Consider the following 18,613-nt stretch of genomic DNA (forward strand, 5'->3'; position numbering starts at 1 on the left):
ACAAACGCCATTATCGCAGCGCCTGTTTAACCTGCCTGATATAATAAAAACGGACAATACAGAAATACACAATCTGTATGATTAAGAATAGTCCCAGAACCATAGCTGATTCCTTTACCAGACTGTAGAAAAACATATGGGACAGCGAAGTTAATGCTATTGCTCCATGAACCAGTGCAACTGCTATTGGAGCAAAGAAAAGAAGTGCTGTTTGTCTGTTTAATACCTTCTTTAATTCTTTATCTGTCAGCCCCATTTTCGTTATTGCCTGGAATTTTTTCTTATCTTCATCTAAATCGGAGTAGAGCCGGAAATAAAGAAAGCTTCCTGCTGATACGAAAAAGACAATACCAATAAATAAGCCGACAAAAAGAATTGGACCATAAGCTTTATTTACTACATATTCTTCATACTGACCTATGCTAATTCCTTCTGTAGATAATTTCTCATCTAATTTTTCTGCTATCTGTAAAGGAATCTCATTATCCTCTGCTTCCTGCCAAGCATAGTAATTTTCCTCCGCCGCAGATTCGGGCAAGCTCTCAAAATCATGATCAGAAACAACATAGTACTTTGTAATAGAAGGCAATACATTGGATAATACCAACTGTGCCGGCTCTAATGTATTATTTTCATCCAATTCAAGCACCGCATCTTTTAGTATATCCACTTCATCTGTACCTGAATTGTCTCCGCTACTGCTAAGCAAAATCATTTCTGGGCTCACCAAAACAGGAGACCCATCTTCTATCTGGAGAGTTTCATTATCACTTAAATCGGCAATTCGGTTATAATCGGATTCCTTTGTAATAAAGACTCGCGATTCATCAGACACTTCATAGTAATGAAGCGTTATTTGGTCCTTATCCATGTCAATATTTGCTTCCTGCAGCGTTTCATCAATATATGAAACATTTTCTTCCTCATTTCCAGTATCATAGTCTTGATAGGAAATAGTAGTTTGATGCGCCTGTTTTATTCCAGCGGTAAGGAAAGATTGAAAACCATACAACGAACCGATGGCACTAAAAGCTACGGTAGAAATAATTGCTACTAAGAAAAAAGATCTTGCATTATCCTTCATTCTAAAAGAAAGATCTGACAGCAATATCATATTTGTTTTATACCAGAAAACATTCTCATTCTTCTTTAATCGCCGGATAATAAATACACTTAATTGCGTAAACAGGAGATATGTGCCAATAATGACGACAAGGATAACCGGTACCATTGCGACAACTACCTTTAATCCATCTACGGTCAAAGCAACCGCATATCCAGTTCCAAGTAAAAGAACTGCCAAAATGGTTAAAAACAGATTGGCTTTCGGCTCTCCTTTTGACTTTTTATCGCCTTTGATTAAATCAATCAATTTCCGGCTCCTCAGAACATAGGATACAAATAAAGAAATCAGGAAAAACAACACCATAAAACAGCCAAAAGTCAGCAGAATTGGCTGCGTTGGAAAATAGAAAGGCAGTTCATCATCAATAATAAGCACATTTTCTGCAATCAATAAAATGCCTTTTGAAAAAATCAGTCCTAATCCAATACCGCCGATTGTAGCCAGCAGGCCAATAAACATATTCTCCAAGAATACCATTGAGCGGATCTGCTTCATGCTCATCCCTTGCATCATCAATAATCCGAATTCTTTTTTCCGTGATTGTAAGAAAGAACTCATCGAATAAAGTACAAAGAAAAAGGAGAATACATAGATAATCCCTGCAGCCACATTCATCCCAAAGCTGACATAGGAATCCATATTATTTCCAGTCAGCTGCGGATGAGAAGCAAATATAGAAAATGTAAAAAACACCATTACTGTAAAAAGGCTGGTCAAAAAATAAGCAGCATACAGCCGTTTATTCCAGATGACATTATTAAACGCGAACTGACGAAAAGTCATTGGAATCCCCTCCCATTAATGAGAGTGTGTCAATTATCTTCTGGAAAAACGCCTGCCGGTTATCTCCGCGGTGAATTTCTGAATAAAACTTCCCATCCCGGATAAACACAACGCGATTACAATAACTCGCAGCCTGTGGGTCATGTGTTACCAAAAGCATCGTTGTTTTTTCCTTTTCATTAATGGATTCCAGCATTTCCATCACATCTTTGGAGGATTTTGAATCCAGATTTCCTGTCGGCTCATCCGCTAAAAGCAGCTTCGGCGTGTGAATCATTGCCCTGGCAACAGCTGCTCTCTGCGCTTGTCCCCCAGAGATTTCATACGTTCTTTTATTCATTATTTCTGTTATTCCCAGCTTTGCAGCGATGTTCTTTGCTTTTTCCTTCATTTCACTTACCTTTTTACCGTCAAGTGTTAATGGCAGCACCATATTTTCTTCCACGGTCAAGGTATGAAGCAAATTAAAATCCTGAAAGACAAACCCTAACTCCCGTCTGCGGAATTGCGCCAGCTTTTCCTTTTTCAGACGATGCGGATCCTTTCCATTTATTAAAATTTCACCTGTAGTCGGTTCATCAATCGTAGCAATCATATTCAATAATGTTGTTTTACCGCTTCCAGAAGGCCCCATAATCCCTACAAATTCATTGTCCTCTACAATTAAATTAATATCTGACAATGCACGATAGGAAACCTTTCCTTCATATACTTTACTGACCTGTCTTACTTTCAGCATAAAAATACTTCCTTCCTTATCATTTAATGTAACCTTAGTATATCGCTGTTCTTAAGGAAGAAACTATCGAAATTCCTTTCAGTTACCTTACATTGTTGTAAGGTTTTGCGTCTCTGAAAAAATAACCCGAAATGTTGTACCATCTCCAACCTGTGATTCAAATTCAATGCGATGATGAAGGTACTCCACTGCCTCTTTTATCAAATACAGCCCCATCCCGGTAGATTCTCTGAATTTCCTGCCATTTTCTCCAGTGTAAAATGCATCAAAAATGCGTTTCTTATCTTCTTCCGGAATCCCTACTCCAAAATCCTGCACTTCCAATATTGCTTCTCTTTCTCTTTCATAGATAGAGATAAGAATCGAATTGCTTTTTCCAGCTGAGTACTTTACTGCATTTAAGACAAGCTGGGTTAAAATAAAGAAAAGCCACTTTTCATCTGTCTGTACAGTCAACCCTCCTGTTCTTTCTTCCACCTTAGGATAGACTTTATTACGTATGTAAAATCTTTTATTTTCTCCGTTCACCTCGTGCACCAATGCTTCCAGATAGATTGGCTTGATATGAAAATCCTGCTCAATTGTCCGCAGCCTTGCCATATAAAGAATCGTATTTAAACCTGATTTCATCCGCTCAGTTTCCTCTCTGATACTGGAGGAATCCGGCTCGTCCAGATTCTGTGCAGTAAGCTCAATCACAGAGATAGGTGTTTTCATTTGATGCACCCAATGATCCATCAGTTTAAGATGTTCCTCCCTTTCCTTTCCAATCTTATTTATTTGCTGCTTATAATGTTTATATTGACTCCGTAAAAGTTCATTCAAAGCATCCGAAACCGGGTGCTGATCGTGCTTTTGAAGTGATTCATCCAGTGTTTCTAAAGGTCTGCTTAAACGCTGATAAAACGTTCGCCGACTGAAATATTGGTAAAAAAGATAGCAGGTAAGAAAAAAGAAGCCGATAAAAATCGCATATAAAGCCGGCAGCAGATTCCGATAACCATCCAGCCAATAAATAATCAAAATGGAAGCAAATTGCAATATGTTGAGAGCAATCAGCAGAGCATGTTCCTTTAAAAATAGCTTCATTGCAAATCTCCTTTGAACCATGAGACATTTTTAATCGTAATAAATATCTTTTTCTATTTATACATCACTGCTTAAAAATACAAGCCTCTCAATTTCCTTAAATCCAATTCTTTTATAAAATTCTTCTGCAGGTATTCCTCTGTCGGTTAAAAGAGAAATAGTCGCAACCTCATTTGAACCTATTATTTCCTTCAAATAATCCATGAGCGCTTTCCCAATTCCTTTATTCTGCTGATTTGTGTTCACACACATCTCATTAATAAAAAATTCATCACCGCTCCACCATACCCGCCGTACTCCGAAAATAAATCCGACTATCTCGTTATTTTCAACTGCGGACACACCTAAAAATCCTGGAGTCTGATAAAAATCTGATAAGTATTGTTGCGCTTTTTCTAATGTCCATTTATCATTCCACGGTTCCTCATTAAAAACATTTAAAAACAGTTTACTGCATGTAAGTAAATCGCATTCTTCAACAGTTTTAAATTGCATGTTAACACTCCCTTTTTAATTACATCATTCTTTATTAAGCATACTTTTCAGGCGGTAACCAACACCTCTGATCGTTTCAACACCGTCCTCAATTCCGACAGACTGCAGCTTTTTCCGTACTCTTGTTATATTAACGTTTAACGTATTTTCATCTACATAGGTCTGGTCATCCCACAGCTTTTCCAGCAAATCTTCCCTGCCGGCAACACGCGGATAACGGTTCATTAACGTTTCGATGATATCTGCTTCTTTTTTAGATAAAAACGTATCTTTTCCAGCAAAAGTTAATTCCAAACGTTCAGGTAAAAGCTTCAGACCTTCTACCTCTAAAAAGCGTTCTTTGACATCCTGCGCATATTCTCCATAAGCACGGCGCAGCTGGCTTCGTATTTTAGCCATCACAATTTCTGCACTGAACGGTTTCGTTATAAAGTCATCGCCTCCGTTCTCGAGCGCCATTACCTGATCCATTTCTCCTGTCCGGGCTGAAATAAAAATCACCGGGCAGGTAGATTCTTTGCGGATTTGTCTGCACCAATAAAAGCCATCATAGCTTGGTAAATTAATATCTAAAAGCACTAAATTAGGTTCGGCCTTTTGAAAAACATCCATAATCCGCTCAAAATCCGTAACAAAAGATACTTGATAGCCATATTTTTCGATATAATCCTGTAAGTGCCTCGAAATCTTCGGATCGTCTTCTACTATCATAATGGTTTGCATCTTTATTCCCCTTTTATGTACACTTTGTTTTTAATAATTATTGCATAGTTTGAAATGAACCACAAAAATAGAGGAAGCATTTTCACCTTACAAATATGTAAGGTAACTGTAAGAATAAACGATTTTTATAGCCTGCCTCCTTCTTTACAATAAAGTTAAGAATAAAAAGTGAAAAAGGAGTGCTATTTTATGAAAAAAGGAGTAAAGGGGTTAATTGCGATCCTCATTATATTAACAATTGCAGCAGTAGCCATCCAAAAAACCACTGCCGGCATTATTCCATTGACAGACTGGTTATTACAGCACCCTGTAGAAACCTATTACGTAGAAACGTCAGAAGATAATTACGAAAAGCTGTGGAACGGGAAATATAAGTATGTCTTTTTAGGCTATAACGAAGAAGGCGATGAACAGCAAATTACAAAAGTGATGAACAAAGAACTGCGGCCGAACGCTTTTCTACGTATGGATGCATCGGGCAGCTATGGAAAGGGCTGGATAGAAGTTTTGGAAGAGGATATTCCAGAAAGCCCTTTATTGCAACTGAATTAAAAACAAGAGGTAATAGTCAAGAAGATAAAAATAGCTAGAACCATTTTTGAATTAGGAATTACGGATAATATCCTAAAAAAACAGGAGTATCTCCCTCTTAAGGGAATACTCCTATTATATCATTTATCTGCATATGTGCTTTATGAAAAATTCAGCTCAATAACTGCTTCTCTCTTACTTCTCATCTACTTCAAGATTTTCTCCATCTTCCAATAAATCTTGAGATTCTTCTGCTCCAGGCTCTGGATCAAGCTCTCCTTGTCCCACATCTTCACCTGCACCAGACTCCGGATAGATATTTTCCGGTCCTTCACTAAAATCTGGCGGATTAGGCGGTGCAGAAGCATTATTACTAATTCTGACCTCTACTGTATAAGTCATCGGTACAAATTCATTAAATACACCCATATCAACGACTGTTCCCTTTAGTTCTGATGAATCAACATACTTCACAATATAGTTAATATCAGCACCCTTTGATTTATATTGCTCATAGAACAATTTTGGCAAATCACCTTCTGATTGGCCGCGGAAATCATGTAAATATGGTCTGCCCTGCGAATACGTAACGGTAACACTCTTATCATCTTTGTTCGTCAGCTTCGTATCCGGTTCAACAGATTGTGAAATAAGCGATCCATAGGCAACATCAGCGTGAAAAGCATGCTTCACCGTCACATTTAAATCCGGATAATTCATGGATGCCTCTTCTGCAGTTAATCCAGAAAAGCTTGGAACGATTACAGCTTTACCTGCAGATACAACAACTTCCATCTTATCTCTCTTCGCAATTTTTTCGTCTGCGGCTTCACTTTGACTGATAATATTTCCTTCTTCAACACTGTCAGAATCTGCCTCTTCATAGGTCATCTCGACTTCATTCTTTTCTGCCCATTTTTCCACTTCTTCTTTAGCGACTCCAGTAAAATCAGGGATGGTAATATTCTTCTCAAAAACCTCTTCCCCTTTTGAATAATAAACAGCTGCACTATCTTTGCGCTTATATTCTGATTCTGCAATATTGCTATCCTTGATGGAAAATTTGATAAAGTCTCCAGCTTCTATATCATCACTATATTCTGTCACCATCTGCAGATTTTCTGCCTTATTTTCATCAATCCAGGTCTGTGCTTCCTCTTGGGTCATTTCTGAAAAATCAGCAAGCGGAATAATTTCTTCCGGGTCTGCACCTAAACTGCTGGTTAATTTCAATGATTTCCCTTTTCTAATTCTGTCACCTTCAGCTACGCTTTGCGAAATAACCTGATTCGTATCATATTCCATACTGTACTCCTGCTCTAATTCAACCTCGACATCATTCTCGCCGGCCCAGGCACGGACTTCCGAAACTGGCTGGTCCACAAAATTTTCAACCTTTACATGAACAAGCATATAATAAATGAAGAAAATCAATAGACAAGCTAAAACAGACCCTGCAATAATCAGCCACATCCGCAGTTTTTTCTTTCTGCGGTAATCCAAATCAATCTCCACTTCCTCTTCTGCATCCTGCCGGCGGCTGCTTCTGGAGGAGACAGGTTCAGAAACCGGCGTGGTCTCACGCTTATGTACGGCTTCTTCCTTTTCCACAGCAGAAGCTTGTTCCTCCTGCTTCTGCTGTGGTTCCTTTTCTTCCTGCTTCTCAGCTTTCTTTTCTTCCTTATTATTTATTTCCTTGTCTTCTTTTTCGTTCACCAAATCATCATATTTGTCTTTATTAAATTTTGATAAAAAATCACTCATAAGAAGTCAGTACACCCTTCCTCAAACGGAAAGCCTGGTCAGACTGCAGGGCAATTTCATTGGAGTGAGTTACCACAATGACACATTTCCCATGTTCATGTGCCAATTTCTTAAAGATTTCAATGATTTCCTGCTCCATCTCTTCATCAAGATTTCCTGTCGGCTCATCGGCAAGAATTAATTCTACATTGGTTGCCAGAGCGCGAGCAATAGCCACACGCTGCTGTTCTCCCCCGGAAAGTCTGTTCACAAGGCGATCAGCTTTGTTTTTCACAATACCGATGTAATCCAGTAAGTTATAGGCAACTGTTTTTGTATCTTCCGGAATTTCATTTTCTGTAATAGACATCGGAACCAGTACATTTTCAACAGCTGTGAAAGTCGGAATCAGATTATAGCTTTGGAAAATAATTCCGACATTATTGCGGCGATACTTTTCGTACCCAATTTTCTTAATATCATCTCCGTTAAATAATACCTCTCCGCTATGCGGTGAATCCAAGGCACTGAGCAATGATAGCAAGGTGGTTTTTCCAGATCCGGACTGCCCCAAAATCGTATAAAACTTTCCCTTTTCAAAAGAGATTGATGTATCCTTTAATATATAACGGCGCTGTTCGCCATCCTGATAATAATAATTTAAATCCTTCGCTTCTAATATCATCATTTCACCTCTCTACAAATATGTGTTCAAAAAGGGCGGTAAAAAGGACCGAGAAGTTCAAAGCAGCGTAGCTTTGAGTAGCGGAATGTATGCTTTTAATACATGAGCAACGGAAAAGCAAGCTAACGCAGAAATTCGATGTGTCATTTTTATTGAACTTTTTGAACAACCTCTATTACATCAGTATTTTCTTTGGATTCAGCCTTACAATATATATAAGCGGAATAATTGTTGAAATTAAGATTGTTACCAGACCAACACCATAGAAGCCCAGAACATAACTTGAATTAAGCGTTACTTCATAGGAATCCATAACATCTTCTGCTGTCAAATCCGTATTAATACCTTCGTAGTAATATTCTTCAAAGTACTCATCTTGGTTATCATCGGCTTTCATCATTGTATCGGATACCTGCTGTGCGAGAAGGTTTCCGCTGAATAGCGATAAGGTAATACCAATGACGGCAACGACCATCACTTCAATTAAAATCTGTCCGACAACCCGGCTTCTTTTCTCTCCCAGAGATAAGTAAATGCCCAATTCACGTTTGCGGTCCCGTAAAAACAGTAAAACTACTAAACCAGTAATCAACACAGTTGCAATTACCGCAACAATTAAAACATATTTCGCTAATTTCGACATCGATTCTATCGGTCCGGCAATATTGTCGTACTGGTCACTTGCACTGATTACTGAATAAAGCTCAGGCAGTAATGGTTTTACTTCTTCTGTAAATGCTTCAATGTCTTCCGGATTATTCAAATAATAGATAGGTTCGTAGTATTCAAATGATTCGTCTTCCCCTTCCATCATCTCAGCAAGTTCTTCATCGGCCTTCAGATACTCTTCCCAGTTAAATTGCGTTTCATCAATTACAATTTCATTAGGAACATATACTGTATTGTGATAATCCATATCATCCGTAAGAATCATCATGCCACTATCTGAATTTTCATCCGTTTCTTTCTTCGCTTCCGAAGGTTCAAATAATCCAATTATCTCCAATACAACATCACGGGAGTTAACGATATCATCCTCGCCAGTTTCTTCGTCATACGTATATACATCATTCGCTAAAGTGAAGGTATCTCCTACATTCAAATTATTTTCATCTGCCAGTTTTTGAGAAATAATTGCCACAGAGGTACCTTTTTCAATCTCATCATCTGTAAATACACGGCCATCTGCTAACTCCGCTTTTCCCTCTTCAAAATCAATTACCGGGGCGTAGTTAATCCCCTTCAGTCTGAAATCCGTACTTGGACCTTCAACTATATAGTCGACATCCGATTCTTCATCATGGTAGCTCTCTACACTCTCTGATCCCAACCAGGTAGACATACTGTAATCATAATATTTCACATAAGAAAGCTCACCAATTTGTTTAATTAAATCTACACTGATTTCTTCCATCTCTAATGATTCCAGCTCTGATTCAGACATTGCGTCCCATTCATCATAATCAATATCAATTGTTGCTGCAGTTCCAAGTCTCTCTTTAATAGTGGACTCCACATTTCCAGTTGCCTGCTGAATGGAAATAGCACCGGATATTAAATTGCCTAAAATAAAAATAACTGCTAATAAAATTAAAGACTTTCCTTTTTTTCTTGTAATCCCTAAAAACCCGCGCTTGATAAAATTCATTACTGACCCCCTCAACTAAATAATGACAACGACTTCTTTTAAAGGATAAATATTACATGTTTTTCAATGTAACTATCCAAATTCTCTCTCTAATGGAGCCGCTCACCTCATTCTAATTATCCATTTTTGTCATACTGTATTAATACATTAAGACACACATTTAAATGTATTATATTCGTAATATAATAGAAATACAATAGTAATCTAGAAAATTATCCAAATTTTTCTTTTCTTTAATAAATGCATAAAAAACTGTATCTATTCCACCACAAAGTTCTGGTTATTTAATAAATACAGTTCTTTTCTCTTTAGACATTTTATGCATCATCCAATCTCAAAAGCGTTTTTTCTAATATCTTATGTGCAAATAGCCAAGTCATCAGTGAGCTACCCCAGATCATCCCATCTAAGATAGCTCCTTATTCATTTAAATATTCTCCTGCCTCAACGTCTCAACAATATTATCCTTCTTCAATTTAGAGGTCGAATAAAGCATGGCAGCTCCGACAATGATAAAGACCGCCAGAATGACAATTCCGATATAAACCCAAGGTATTTGAAAACGATATTCAAAAGCACTCCTTGTTTGTAAATGAATCCAGTACATCACCACAAAACTGATTGGCAGTCCGTAGATTAACGACTTGATTCCATAAAACAGACTTTCAAACCGAATCATTTTACGAAAAGCCTTTGGCGTCATACCAATGGATTTCATTGTCGCAAATTCTCTTTTTCTTAGTGCTACACTGGTTGAAACGGTGTTAAAAATATTAGCAATGGAAATTAAAGTGATTAGCGTAATAAATCCATAAATAAAGACGGATAAGGCTAAAGTGATTTGTTTATCCTGCTGTTGAAAGGCATATATATTACTTATTTCCAAGCTGCTTCCAGGTTCAAGCTCTTCAATAGCTTCCTCTACCCCGTAAGGATCATCTGAAGTTACATATACTTCCCAGCTTCTATCATAACTATCAGGCAAATTTTCCGTCAGTTCATTAAACGTTTGTTCATTAACAATGACAGACAATGTATTGGGTGAAGTATAAAAATTTCCCATTGGAAAATTATCTGTAAGACCTATCAGCTCAAGCTCTTCAGAATCCGAAAGTTCCCAGTCATCCTTTTCCTCAATATAGTATTCCTGACGAAAAGGCAGTTTATCACCTTCATGAACATTCAACATCTCTGTTTCCACATATTTATTATTATGGTCCATATAATTTACGGTGTTAACTAAAACAGCCGGCTGCTGCTCATCAGATGCTGCTGGAATATTATTTTCACGAAGATAATCACCCCAGTCTTCTGATGAGAGACCTATTAGTTCTAAAGTATAGCCCGTTCCTTCTTCATACATCTCAATTGAGTCATCATCCAGGCCTTCTAACGTATCTCCTGCAATCTCTTCAGGTATAACGGCAGAGAATCTCATATTCTGATACATGATGCTTTCCTCTACATCCTCCATCGTTTCTATTGCAGGGTATATATCAGCCAAATTATTATCATTAGAGTAGTATTCTCGAATAGAAATATCATAATTCTGTTCATCCGACTGTAATTCATAGGACTTGGTCAGCGTATTTGTGAAAAAACCGACCGATAAAAATAAGATAATACTAATCATTAAAGAAAATACAGTAACATGGTAGCGCTTTTTATTTCTTTTTAAATTCTTTAAGGCAATCTCTGCTTCATAGCCAAACAGCTTCTGGACAAAACGATTTGTTTTGATTTTCTTCTTGGTAAGCTTAACATCCTTCGCCTGACGGATTGCATCTATCGCAGTAATTTTAGATGCCCGGACAGCAGGTATCCATGCAGAAATCATAATGGTAAGTAAGGATACTGCAACAGCTATAATAAATATAGCGGGAGTTACAACGAGACGAATTTCTGAATTAAAGCCTGCGCTTAACAGCATTTCACTAATAAAATGCAATGTAACGCCAATTCCTAATAGTCCTGCCCCAATTCCAACAGGGATACTAATCAGGCCAATAACCAGCCCTTCAAATAACACGGAGTTCCGTTTTTGCCTTTTCGTTGCCCCGACACTGGAGAGCATTCCTAAATATCGGGAACGTTCAGATACAGATATGGCAAAGGCATTATAAATTAACACAATCGATCCAACCATAATAATCACAATGATTACCGTAAGCAGTCCCGATAACGCCGCTACCATACCGCTATTTACGGAGATTAAATATGTATCTAATAACGGCGTATTTGTTCCCATATTTTCAGCGTTAATATCTAAATCTTCCCGTAATTTCTCTAAATCATCAAATAGTGAATGACGTAATTTCTTTACATTAACATATGCACCATCAATCTCTGACGAGGATAATCCATCTGTATACGACAGTACAGTATACCCTGCCGACCAAGGATTATCCCAAAGAGGTGTTTCTATTTCACCGACAATTTTAAAGTCCTGTTTTTCCTGATTGCGTAACTCCTCCTCAATGCCATCTTCACCTTCATAGATGGATTCATCCTGAACTAATGGTCGATTTTCCTCCTCATTCAACGCATACCTCTCACCAATGTCCAGCTCAATCGTATCTCCGATCTGATAGGGGAAATCTTCTCCCTTTAATTCCTCAGAAATAGCAACCTCATTCTCATTTGTTGGAAGCTTTCCCTCTTTAAGCTTCACTTGCATTTGCTCCATTGCTGTTTCATCCATCGCACGGACATAGAGGTATCTTTTCGTCAATTGGTCGTTTAAAGGAGCAAATCCCAATTCCTCTACAAGCCCTATAGCATCTGTATTATCATCTGCCTGAATGGCTTTTATTTGCTCTTTATCCACATCCTCCACAGCATAATGCCAATCACCGTTATAGGAGATGGCATCCCGCTGCTGCATATCGATAAAAGAGACTCCTAAAGACGCAACAGCTGTAATCATCGCTACAGAAATAATAACGCCAAAAATTGTAACGAGCGTCCTGCGTTTATTCTGCTTAAGATGTCTCAGGGTTACTTTGTTGACAATATTCATGGACGAATCACCTCGTCCTTGGCAATCGCTCCGTCCTCTACCTGAATGACACGGTCCGCTTGTAAAGCAATCCGGTCATCGTGTGTAATAACCACCAATGTCTGATTGTATGTTTTATTAAACAGCTTTAACAAATCAATGATTTCCTTACTGTTTTTGCTGTCCAGATTTCCTGTAGGTTCATCAGCAAGAATAATAGATGGATTGCTGATCAGCGCTCGACCAATGGAAACCCGCTGCTGCTGTCCGCCGGATAATTGATTCGGCAAATAATCCAGACGCTTTTGCAGTCCAAGTATGTCCACAATTTCCTTGAAATGCTTTTGATTTACTTTATGTGCATCTAATAACATCGGCAGATTAATATTTTCTTCTACTGTTAAAATCGGCAGGAGATTGTAGAATTGATAAATCAACCCTATTTGCCTCCTCCGAAAGATAGCCAGCTGCGTTTCATTTAATCCATAAATATCAGTCTTTTCGATAAACACCTTTCCACTTGTTGGCTTATCAACTCCTCCCAGCAAATGAAGCAGGGTTGATTTCCCTGAACCAGAAGGTCCAATAATCGCTACAAACTCCCCCTGTTCCACAGAAAAAGATACATTATCCAATGCCTTTACTGCTGTGTCACCTTTCCCGTACACCTTAGACAAATTTTCAATCCGCATTAATTCCATTCCGTTTCCTCCTTGTTACTTTCTATTAACTACTACTTTAATTGTCTAAAATGACGGAACAGTGACAATGATAGTGACAATATTGTCACTTTATTTTAAAACACGTGTTCCAAAAGCTGCTAAATCTCGTTCGCTTATCAATTGCGAGTTTTTTGAACCTTCTTTTAGACGACCCGCTTATAAAATTTCAAAATAAAGACGGTTCCTTCCCCCGGCTTGCTAAGGACTTCAATATCTCCCTTTTGGTTAGTAACAATTGAATAAGCCATAGCAAGTCCAATACCAACACTTCCCTCTGCTGCATGACTTCCCTTATAAAAACGTTTGAATATATGTGAGAGCTCATGTTTTTCAATTCCCGGCCCATTGTCCCTGATTCTGATTTCTGTAAAAATAGCATTCTCTTCATAAGAAATAGTAATTTCTCCACCATTTGGTGTGTGTTCAATTGCATTCTTTAAAATATTAATACAAGCTTCTTTCGTCCAGTTTTTATCACCCATAAAGGTAGTTTTCTGAGCTCCTTCTATCTTCAGCTTTATTTCTTTCAATTCAAGAGGTATTTCCATTGGTGCAGCAGCTTCTTTTACCAGCTGGGGCACTTCCACTTTTTCCTTACTGAATAAAACAGTCCCGGCATCCATTTTGGAAAGCTTTAATAAGGAAGAAACAAGCCACTCCATCCGCTCCAATTGCTTACGGATATGGTATGTAAATTCCTGCCGTTTTTTCGTATCCAAATTCGGCTCGCTTAATAAATCAGCCATCACCGTCATCGAGGTGAGCGGTGTTTTTATCTGATGGGAAATATCTGAAATCGCATCCGTCAGCTTTTCTTTATCCTTCTGCAATCCTTCCTGCTGTTCAGATAACATCCTTGTCATTTTATAGATTTCATTTTTTAATATACTCAGGTCGCCCTCTCTGTTATCGCGGACATCCAGTGTCGTATCTCCTGCCATGATTTTTCGTAAATAACTAGACAGTTGAATGATTTTCCGGTAACGCCAAACCATCCATACGATATAGCAAATGGCCAGGCTGCCGCCGACAATAGCAATAAATAAAGCAGTTACTGGTGAATGCATAAAACCTGATAGAATACCGATTCCCAGAATCAATATAGTTGAAGTGAGAAAGACACTTATTTCTTTATTTCTTAACATCTTCTGCCGCCATCCTGTATCCCAGCCCTCTGACTGTTTCTATTAACGCCGGTCTTTGCGGATTATCCTCTATTTTCTTTCGGAGCCGTTTAATATAGACTGTAAGTGTATTATCGTTAACAAATTCGCCAGCCACATCCCATATCATTTCTAAAAGCTGCTCCCGTGAAAGAATCTGTCCGCGATGGTTGATAAAAATCATTAACAGCCGATATTCCAGTGCTGTTAGAGCAAGTTCAGCATCCGCCTTATATACTTTTCCCTCTAACGGTAATACTACTAACGAATCAATTTGGATAGAATCTTTTTCCTTGGTACCATTCTTTTGATAACGTCTGAGCACGGTTTTAATCCGTGAGCTTAACTCACGGATACGAAATGGCTTCGTAATATAATCATCTGCCCCCATATCCAATCCCATCACTACATTTACCTCATCATCGATAACTGTGAGAAAAATAACCGGGACATCTGCATTTTCTTTTACAAGCCGGCATAAATCATAGCCGCTTCCATCAGGCAGTGATAAATCAAATAAGCATAAGGAAATGCAGTTTATATCTGTATTGATTATTTTCTCCGCTTCTTGCACCTGATGGCACACAAAAACCTCGTATCCCTCTTGATTTAAGGAATACTCCAAGCCGGAAGCAATCGTTTTATCATCCTCTACAATGAGTAATTTCATAGCTGTCCCCCCTATTTCTCAGTTTACTGCTTGTTAACTGATATCTATCAGTCATTATACAAATGAATTACAAAAATTTATAGAATAAAAATGCCTTTTTCACTTTTTCTTCTAAAATTTTCAGGAAATTATTATTGGCTTATTCTCCATTTAAAAGAATCTATCCTGTTTCCAGCAAAGTGTTGCTCTTGTTTGCTTTAATAAACAAATAACTTTTTATTTTTTCTAAATTCGCCTATGATGAATACTCCCACCACTTAATTTTCATCGAAAGTTGAAGTGGGGGTTTCTGGGGTGTCGACTTTCAAGATGACGATTAACCTCCAGTGGAGTTGACACATCGGTGTGCTGAAAACACCCAACCCCGCTATCCCATTGGTCCTGCCTTTGGGACTACTTTTATCTTACAACCAAAGTTACCGGTCTTCGTAAAGCCTCGATATTGGAAAAGTTGCGATGAAACGCATCTTTGAAAACTTTTCGCATAATATTTGCAGCGCCATTTACATCTGCATTGATGCGCTCCCTGTTTTTCGAAAGGTAAAGCCCACGTTTGATGCGTTTCCCTGAAAATACAGCGTTTTTATTCTTCTGACCATAAACCGGGATGTCATCGTTATCCAAAAAGCTGGCTTTTGACGTATAAGATTCTTCTGTCAACACCACGGTTATCCCATGCTCCTCTGCTTTGTATTTGATCATTTGAATAAGCAGGCTGTGCGGAAGGCTTGTAAAGGATTGGTTATTTCTTTTCCCCATAGCGGCGTGTTGTTTCCATGCTTTATTCTGACCGATAATGAGAGTATCAATATTCTCTTCCAAGGCGATTTTCACGATTTGAAAACTGGCTTTATGAAAGAGATCTTTGATTTGAAGAAATCGATGATGACTGATTTTCTCCAAACGATTGGATGTAAAGGTACCCTCATTGACTGGTTTTCCTTGTCGAAGGATTCCTGTATAATAAGCTTTTAGCTGGTTAAAGCGTTGATTGACGGATTTGACGTTTTTGCCCTTCACTAAGACGGCTCTTTTGCCGGTATTCGTGACGATGGTTGCAAGGTTATCCATCCCTAAATCAACAGCTAAAAGACGATTTTTGGATTCTATCTTCTCTACTTCTATAGGAACCTGAAAAACTAACTCTACAACATAATGACTATACTTTGGAACCACCCGAACCTGCTTCAGTTTCCCTTCTGAATAACCTAATTTCCCAATGTTCAAACGCAATTTTGTTTTAGGGAACTTCAAGAATTTCTTGTCTTTTACCACGCAATCCTGATTTGAAAAGATTATTTCCTTTTCTTTGGAACGACAATATCCTGGTATGTTAGGACGTGTTTTCCATTTTGTGGGATTCTTTTTATACTCCCGCAAATTGCCATAAAAGGCTTTCCAGTTTTGAAAAACTGTTCTCATGATGCCTTGACTCGATTGGATCGGCAGGGATTGATAATCGATCTGTTTCATCAATTTAAACAAGGCATTCAAAAAAGGATAAGAAATATATGGTTTATCCTTAGAGGGCATCTCAAATAAATGACATTTGATTTCCTTTTGTTCTGACTTGGCTTTTTCATGTTCTTTTGTACTCCTTCGTCGGTAAGTCTGCAGCTGGTTCGCATTGATTGTAGGCAAATGGGTTTGGAGACTTTCCAATACTTCTTTTTGTAACAGCTGCAGTTCCTTTTCTTGTTTAAGACCTGTAAAAACCTGCCGAATGTAAAAGTTGGTTGTGTTATGCATATTCTTTGCGTTTTGGCACATATTTTGAAAATATGGATGCATCCGTTGACCTTTTTTTACCCAAATTTGCATGGTTTGATAAGCAGCCATTTCATTTCCACCCCCCTTTCAGAACATTTGTTCCTATTATTCCATCATATCATAGGAAGGGGAAAAATACCACTATTCTGAAAGTGGATAACAACTTTTTTAGACTGTTCATGGTATACTTATGCTATTAGATATTTCTTTGGATTTTCTTAACAGCTAAATGGATGAAGTATTAAAACCACCAATTCACCTCCCACCTAAAATCCGATGGTATTTTTGAGGAAGGAGTCCTCTTGGCTGAAATGATAGAGATATTATTTAGATTTGACTACATACTATTTTAGGTGATTTGAATGACTGAAAAAATACAAAAGCCCTGGCTGTTCATTTTAACAATCGGGCTGGGAACATTACTTAACCCATTGAATTCTTCAATGATTTCAGTGGCATTAACAAGAATGCAGCATGAATTCACATTAACATTTGCCGATGCCAGCTGGCTTATTTCTATATTCTATCTGGCAAGTGCGGCCGGCCAGCCTGTAATGGGAAAATTAAGTGATATGTTTGGTCCGAAAAAATTATTTATAGCAGGATTAATTCTCGTAGCTGCGGCTTCTGTGCTGGCGCCGTTTTCGCCGAATTTCCTTTCACTTTTAGCCTGTCGTGCACTGCAGGCAATTGGCAGTTCAACATTATTTCCCAGCGGGATGAGCATGGTCAGGACGCACATTACAAAAGGACAAGGTAAAGCACTGGCTGTATTATCAGTTTTTGCTTCAACCTCAGCAGCGTTTGGACCCTCCATTGGCGGTTTTCTGATTGCATCATGGGATTGGCATTCCATTTTTCTTATTAACTTCCCATTTATTATATTGTCCTTTGTATTGGCTTTATTTGTTTTGCCAAATACAGGGCAAGGAAAATTTGAGATAAAACGAATTGATTTTATTGGAATAGGCCTATTTATTACAGCAATCGTGGGTATCATACTATTTTTGCTGTCACTGGATCAAAATATCCGTTGGTGGGCATTATTCATGTTTATAGCTGCAGGAACCATATTTTATCTATATGAAATAAAACAGGCGGAGCCTTTTATTGATATGAAAGGATTAACGAAAAATCATACCGTTTCATTGATTTATGTGCAATTTATGAGTATTAACCTGATTTATTATTGCTACTTTTTTGGATTTCCTACATTTCTGCAGCAGGTTCGTAACTATAGTGAACAGCACACCGGCTTGATTATGTTAGCACTGGCAGGCTTCGGTGTAATTGTTTCTCCACTTGCGGGCCGTATCATTGATAAATATGGCTCCAAGTTGCCAATGGTTATAGGAGCAGCACTGCTCTTAGTTGGTACAGGTCTCCTGTTAACATATCATGAAACATCTCCATTGTTATGGCTGCTCATCATTATGGCCGTGCTTGGAATGAGTAACGGCTTCAATAATATTTCTATGCAAACAGCACTTTATGAACATGTAAAACCGGAAGAAACAGGCTCAGCATCCGGTCTATTTCAGACTAGCAGGTATTTAGGTTCGATTTTATCTTCCAGTTTACTTGGACTGACATTTAACCGTCATTTAGATGATCAGCATTTACATCTGGTCGCGATTATTTGTTTTGTTTTCTGTGTCATTGTACTTGCTTTGGCGTTAAAGCTGCCTGGTAAAATGAAGGTAAGAAGCAACTGATTTCTTGCTTATG

Annotated in this window: 15 protein-coding genes; 2 read left to right on the plus strand and 13 right to left on the minus strand. The window is 38.1% G+C overall.

The window, feature by feature from the left end:
* Positions 1-10: 10 nt before the first annotated feature.
* The 5 genes from OSO01_RS07420 to OSO01_RS07440 all read right to left on the minus strand — a co-directional run bounded on the left by OSO01_RS07420 (position 11) and on the right by OSO01_RS07440 (position 4,955).
* Entirely contained in the window at positions 11-1,909 is a 1,899-nt protein-coding gene (locus OSO01_RS07420; protein WP_147209799.1) for an ABC transporter permease, read from the minus strand.
* A complete protein-coding gene (locus OSO01_RS07425; RefSeq protein ID WP_147209800.1) occupies positions 1,884-2,648 on the minus strand; it encodes an ABC transporter ATP-binding protein in 765 nt (254 codons plus the stop codon). Before OSO01_RS07425 ends, OSO01_RS07420 begins: the two co-directional genes overlap by 26 nt.
* Before the next feature lie 87 nt (positions 2,649-2,735).
* A complete protein-coding gene (locus OSO01_RS07430; protein WP_147209801.1) occupies positions 2,736-3,737 on the minus strand; it encodes a sensor histidine kinase in 1,002 nt (333 codons plus the stop codon).
* A gap of 57 nt (positions 3,738-3,794) precedes the next feature.
* The gene (locus OSO01_RS07435) at positions 3,795-4,232 is read right to left on the minus strand and encodes a GNAT family N-acetyltransferase (protein WP_147209802.1); all 438 of its coding nucleotides are present in this window, start codon (positions 4,230-4,232) and stop codon (positions 3,795-3,797) included.
* Positions 4,233-4,256: 24 nt separating this feature from the next.
* The gene (locus OSO01_RS07440) at positions 4,257-4,955 is read right to left on the minus strand and encodes a response regulator transcription factor (RefSeq protein ID WP_147209803.1); all 699 of its coding nucleotides are present in this window, start codon (positions 4,953-4,955) and stop codon (positions 4,257-4,259) included.
* Positions 4,956-5,144: 189 nt separating this feature from the next.
* Here OSO01_RS07440 and OSO01_RS07445 point away from each other — a divergent pair, with 189 nt between their 5' ends.
* Entirely contained in the window at positions 5,145-5,507 is a 363-nt protein-coding gene (locus OSO01_RS07445; RefSeq protein ID WP_147209804.1) for a YxeA family protein, read from the plus strand.
* A 174-nt stretch (positions 5,508-5,681) separates the two neighbouring features.
* Here OSO01_RS07445 and OSO01_RS07450 read toward each other — a convergent pair whose 3' ends face one another.
* The 8 genes from OSO01_RS07450 to OSO01_RS07485 form a co-directional block, all read right to left on the minus strand.
* Positions 5,682-7,250: a PASTA domain-containing protein gene (locus tag OSO01_RS07450; RefSeq protein WP_147209805.1), complete on the minus strand. Its 1,569-nt coding sequence runs from the start codon at positions 7,248-7,250 to the stop codon at positions 5,682-5,684.
* Positions 7,243-7,914, minus strand: coding sequence for an ABC transporter ATP-binding protein (locus OSO01_RS07455; RefSeq protein WP_198048714.1), 672 nt, complete (start codon positions 7,912-7,914; stop codon positions 7,243-7,245). Before OSO01_RS07455 ends, OSO01_RS07450 begins: the two co-directional genes overlap by 8 nt.
* A gap of 175 nt (positions 7,915-8,089) precedes the next feature.
* Positions 8,090-9,562: an ABC transporter permease gene (locus OSO01_RS07460; RefSeq protein ID WP_147209807.1), complete on the minus strand. Its 1,473-nt coding sequence runs from the start codon at positions 9,560-9,562 to the stop codon at positions 8,090-8,092.
* 427 nt (positions 9,563-9,989) lie between these two features.
* Positions 9,990-12,581: an ABC transporter permease gene (locus OSO01_RS07465; protein ID WP_147209808.1), complete on the minus strand. Its 2,592-nt coding sequence runs from the start codon at positions 12,579-12,581 to the stop codon at positions 9,990-9,992.
* Positions 12,578-13,261, minus strand: coding sequence for an ABC transporter ATP-binding protein (locus OSO01_RS07470; protein WP_147209809.1), 684 nt, complete (start codon positions 13,259-13,261; stop codon positions 12,578-12,580). Before OSO01_RS07470 ends, OSO01_RS07465 begins: the two co-directional genes overlap by 4 nt.
* A gap of 164 nt (positions 13,262-13,425) precedes the next feature.
* Entirely contained in the window at positions 13,426-14,427 is a 1,002-nt protein-coding gene (locus OSO01_RS07475; RefSeq protein WP_147209810.1) for a sensor histidine kinase, read from the minus strand.
* Positions 14,414-15,115: a response regulator transcription factor gene (locus tag OSO01_RS07480; protein WP_147209811.1), complete on the minus strand. Its 702-nt coding sequence runs from the start codon at positions 15,113-15,115 to the stop codon at positions 14,414-14,416. Before OSO01_RS07480 ends, OSO01_RS07475 begins: the two co-directional genes overlap by 14 nt.
* 399 nt (positions 15,116-15,514) lie before the next feature.
* The gene (locus OSO01_RS07485) at positions 15,515-16,954 is read right to left on the minus strand and encodes an RNA-guided endonuclease InsQ/TnpB family protein (protein ID WP_147209812.1); all 1,440 of its coding nucleotides are present in this window, start codon (positions 16,952-16,954) and stop codon (positions 15,515-15,517) included.
* Between the two features lie 293 nt (positions 16,955-17,247).
* Here OSO01_RS07485 and OSO01_RS07490 point away from each other — a divergent pair, with 293 nt between their 5' ends.
* Complete coding sequence (locus OSO01_RS07490) at positions 17,248-18,600, plus strand: MFS transporter (RefSeq protein WP_147209813.1); 1,353 nt, start codon at positions 17,248-17,250, stop codon at positions 18,598-18,600.
* Positions 18,601-18,613 lie beyond the last annotated feature (13 nt).

The sequence above is a fragment of the Oceanobacillus sojae genome (assembly GCF_007991515.1).
In the GTDB taxonomy this organism is placed as follows: Bacteria; Bacillota; Bacilli; order Bacillales; family Amphibacillaceae; genus Oceanobacillus; species Oceanobacillus sojae.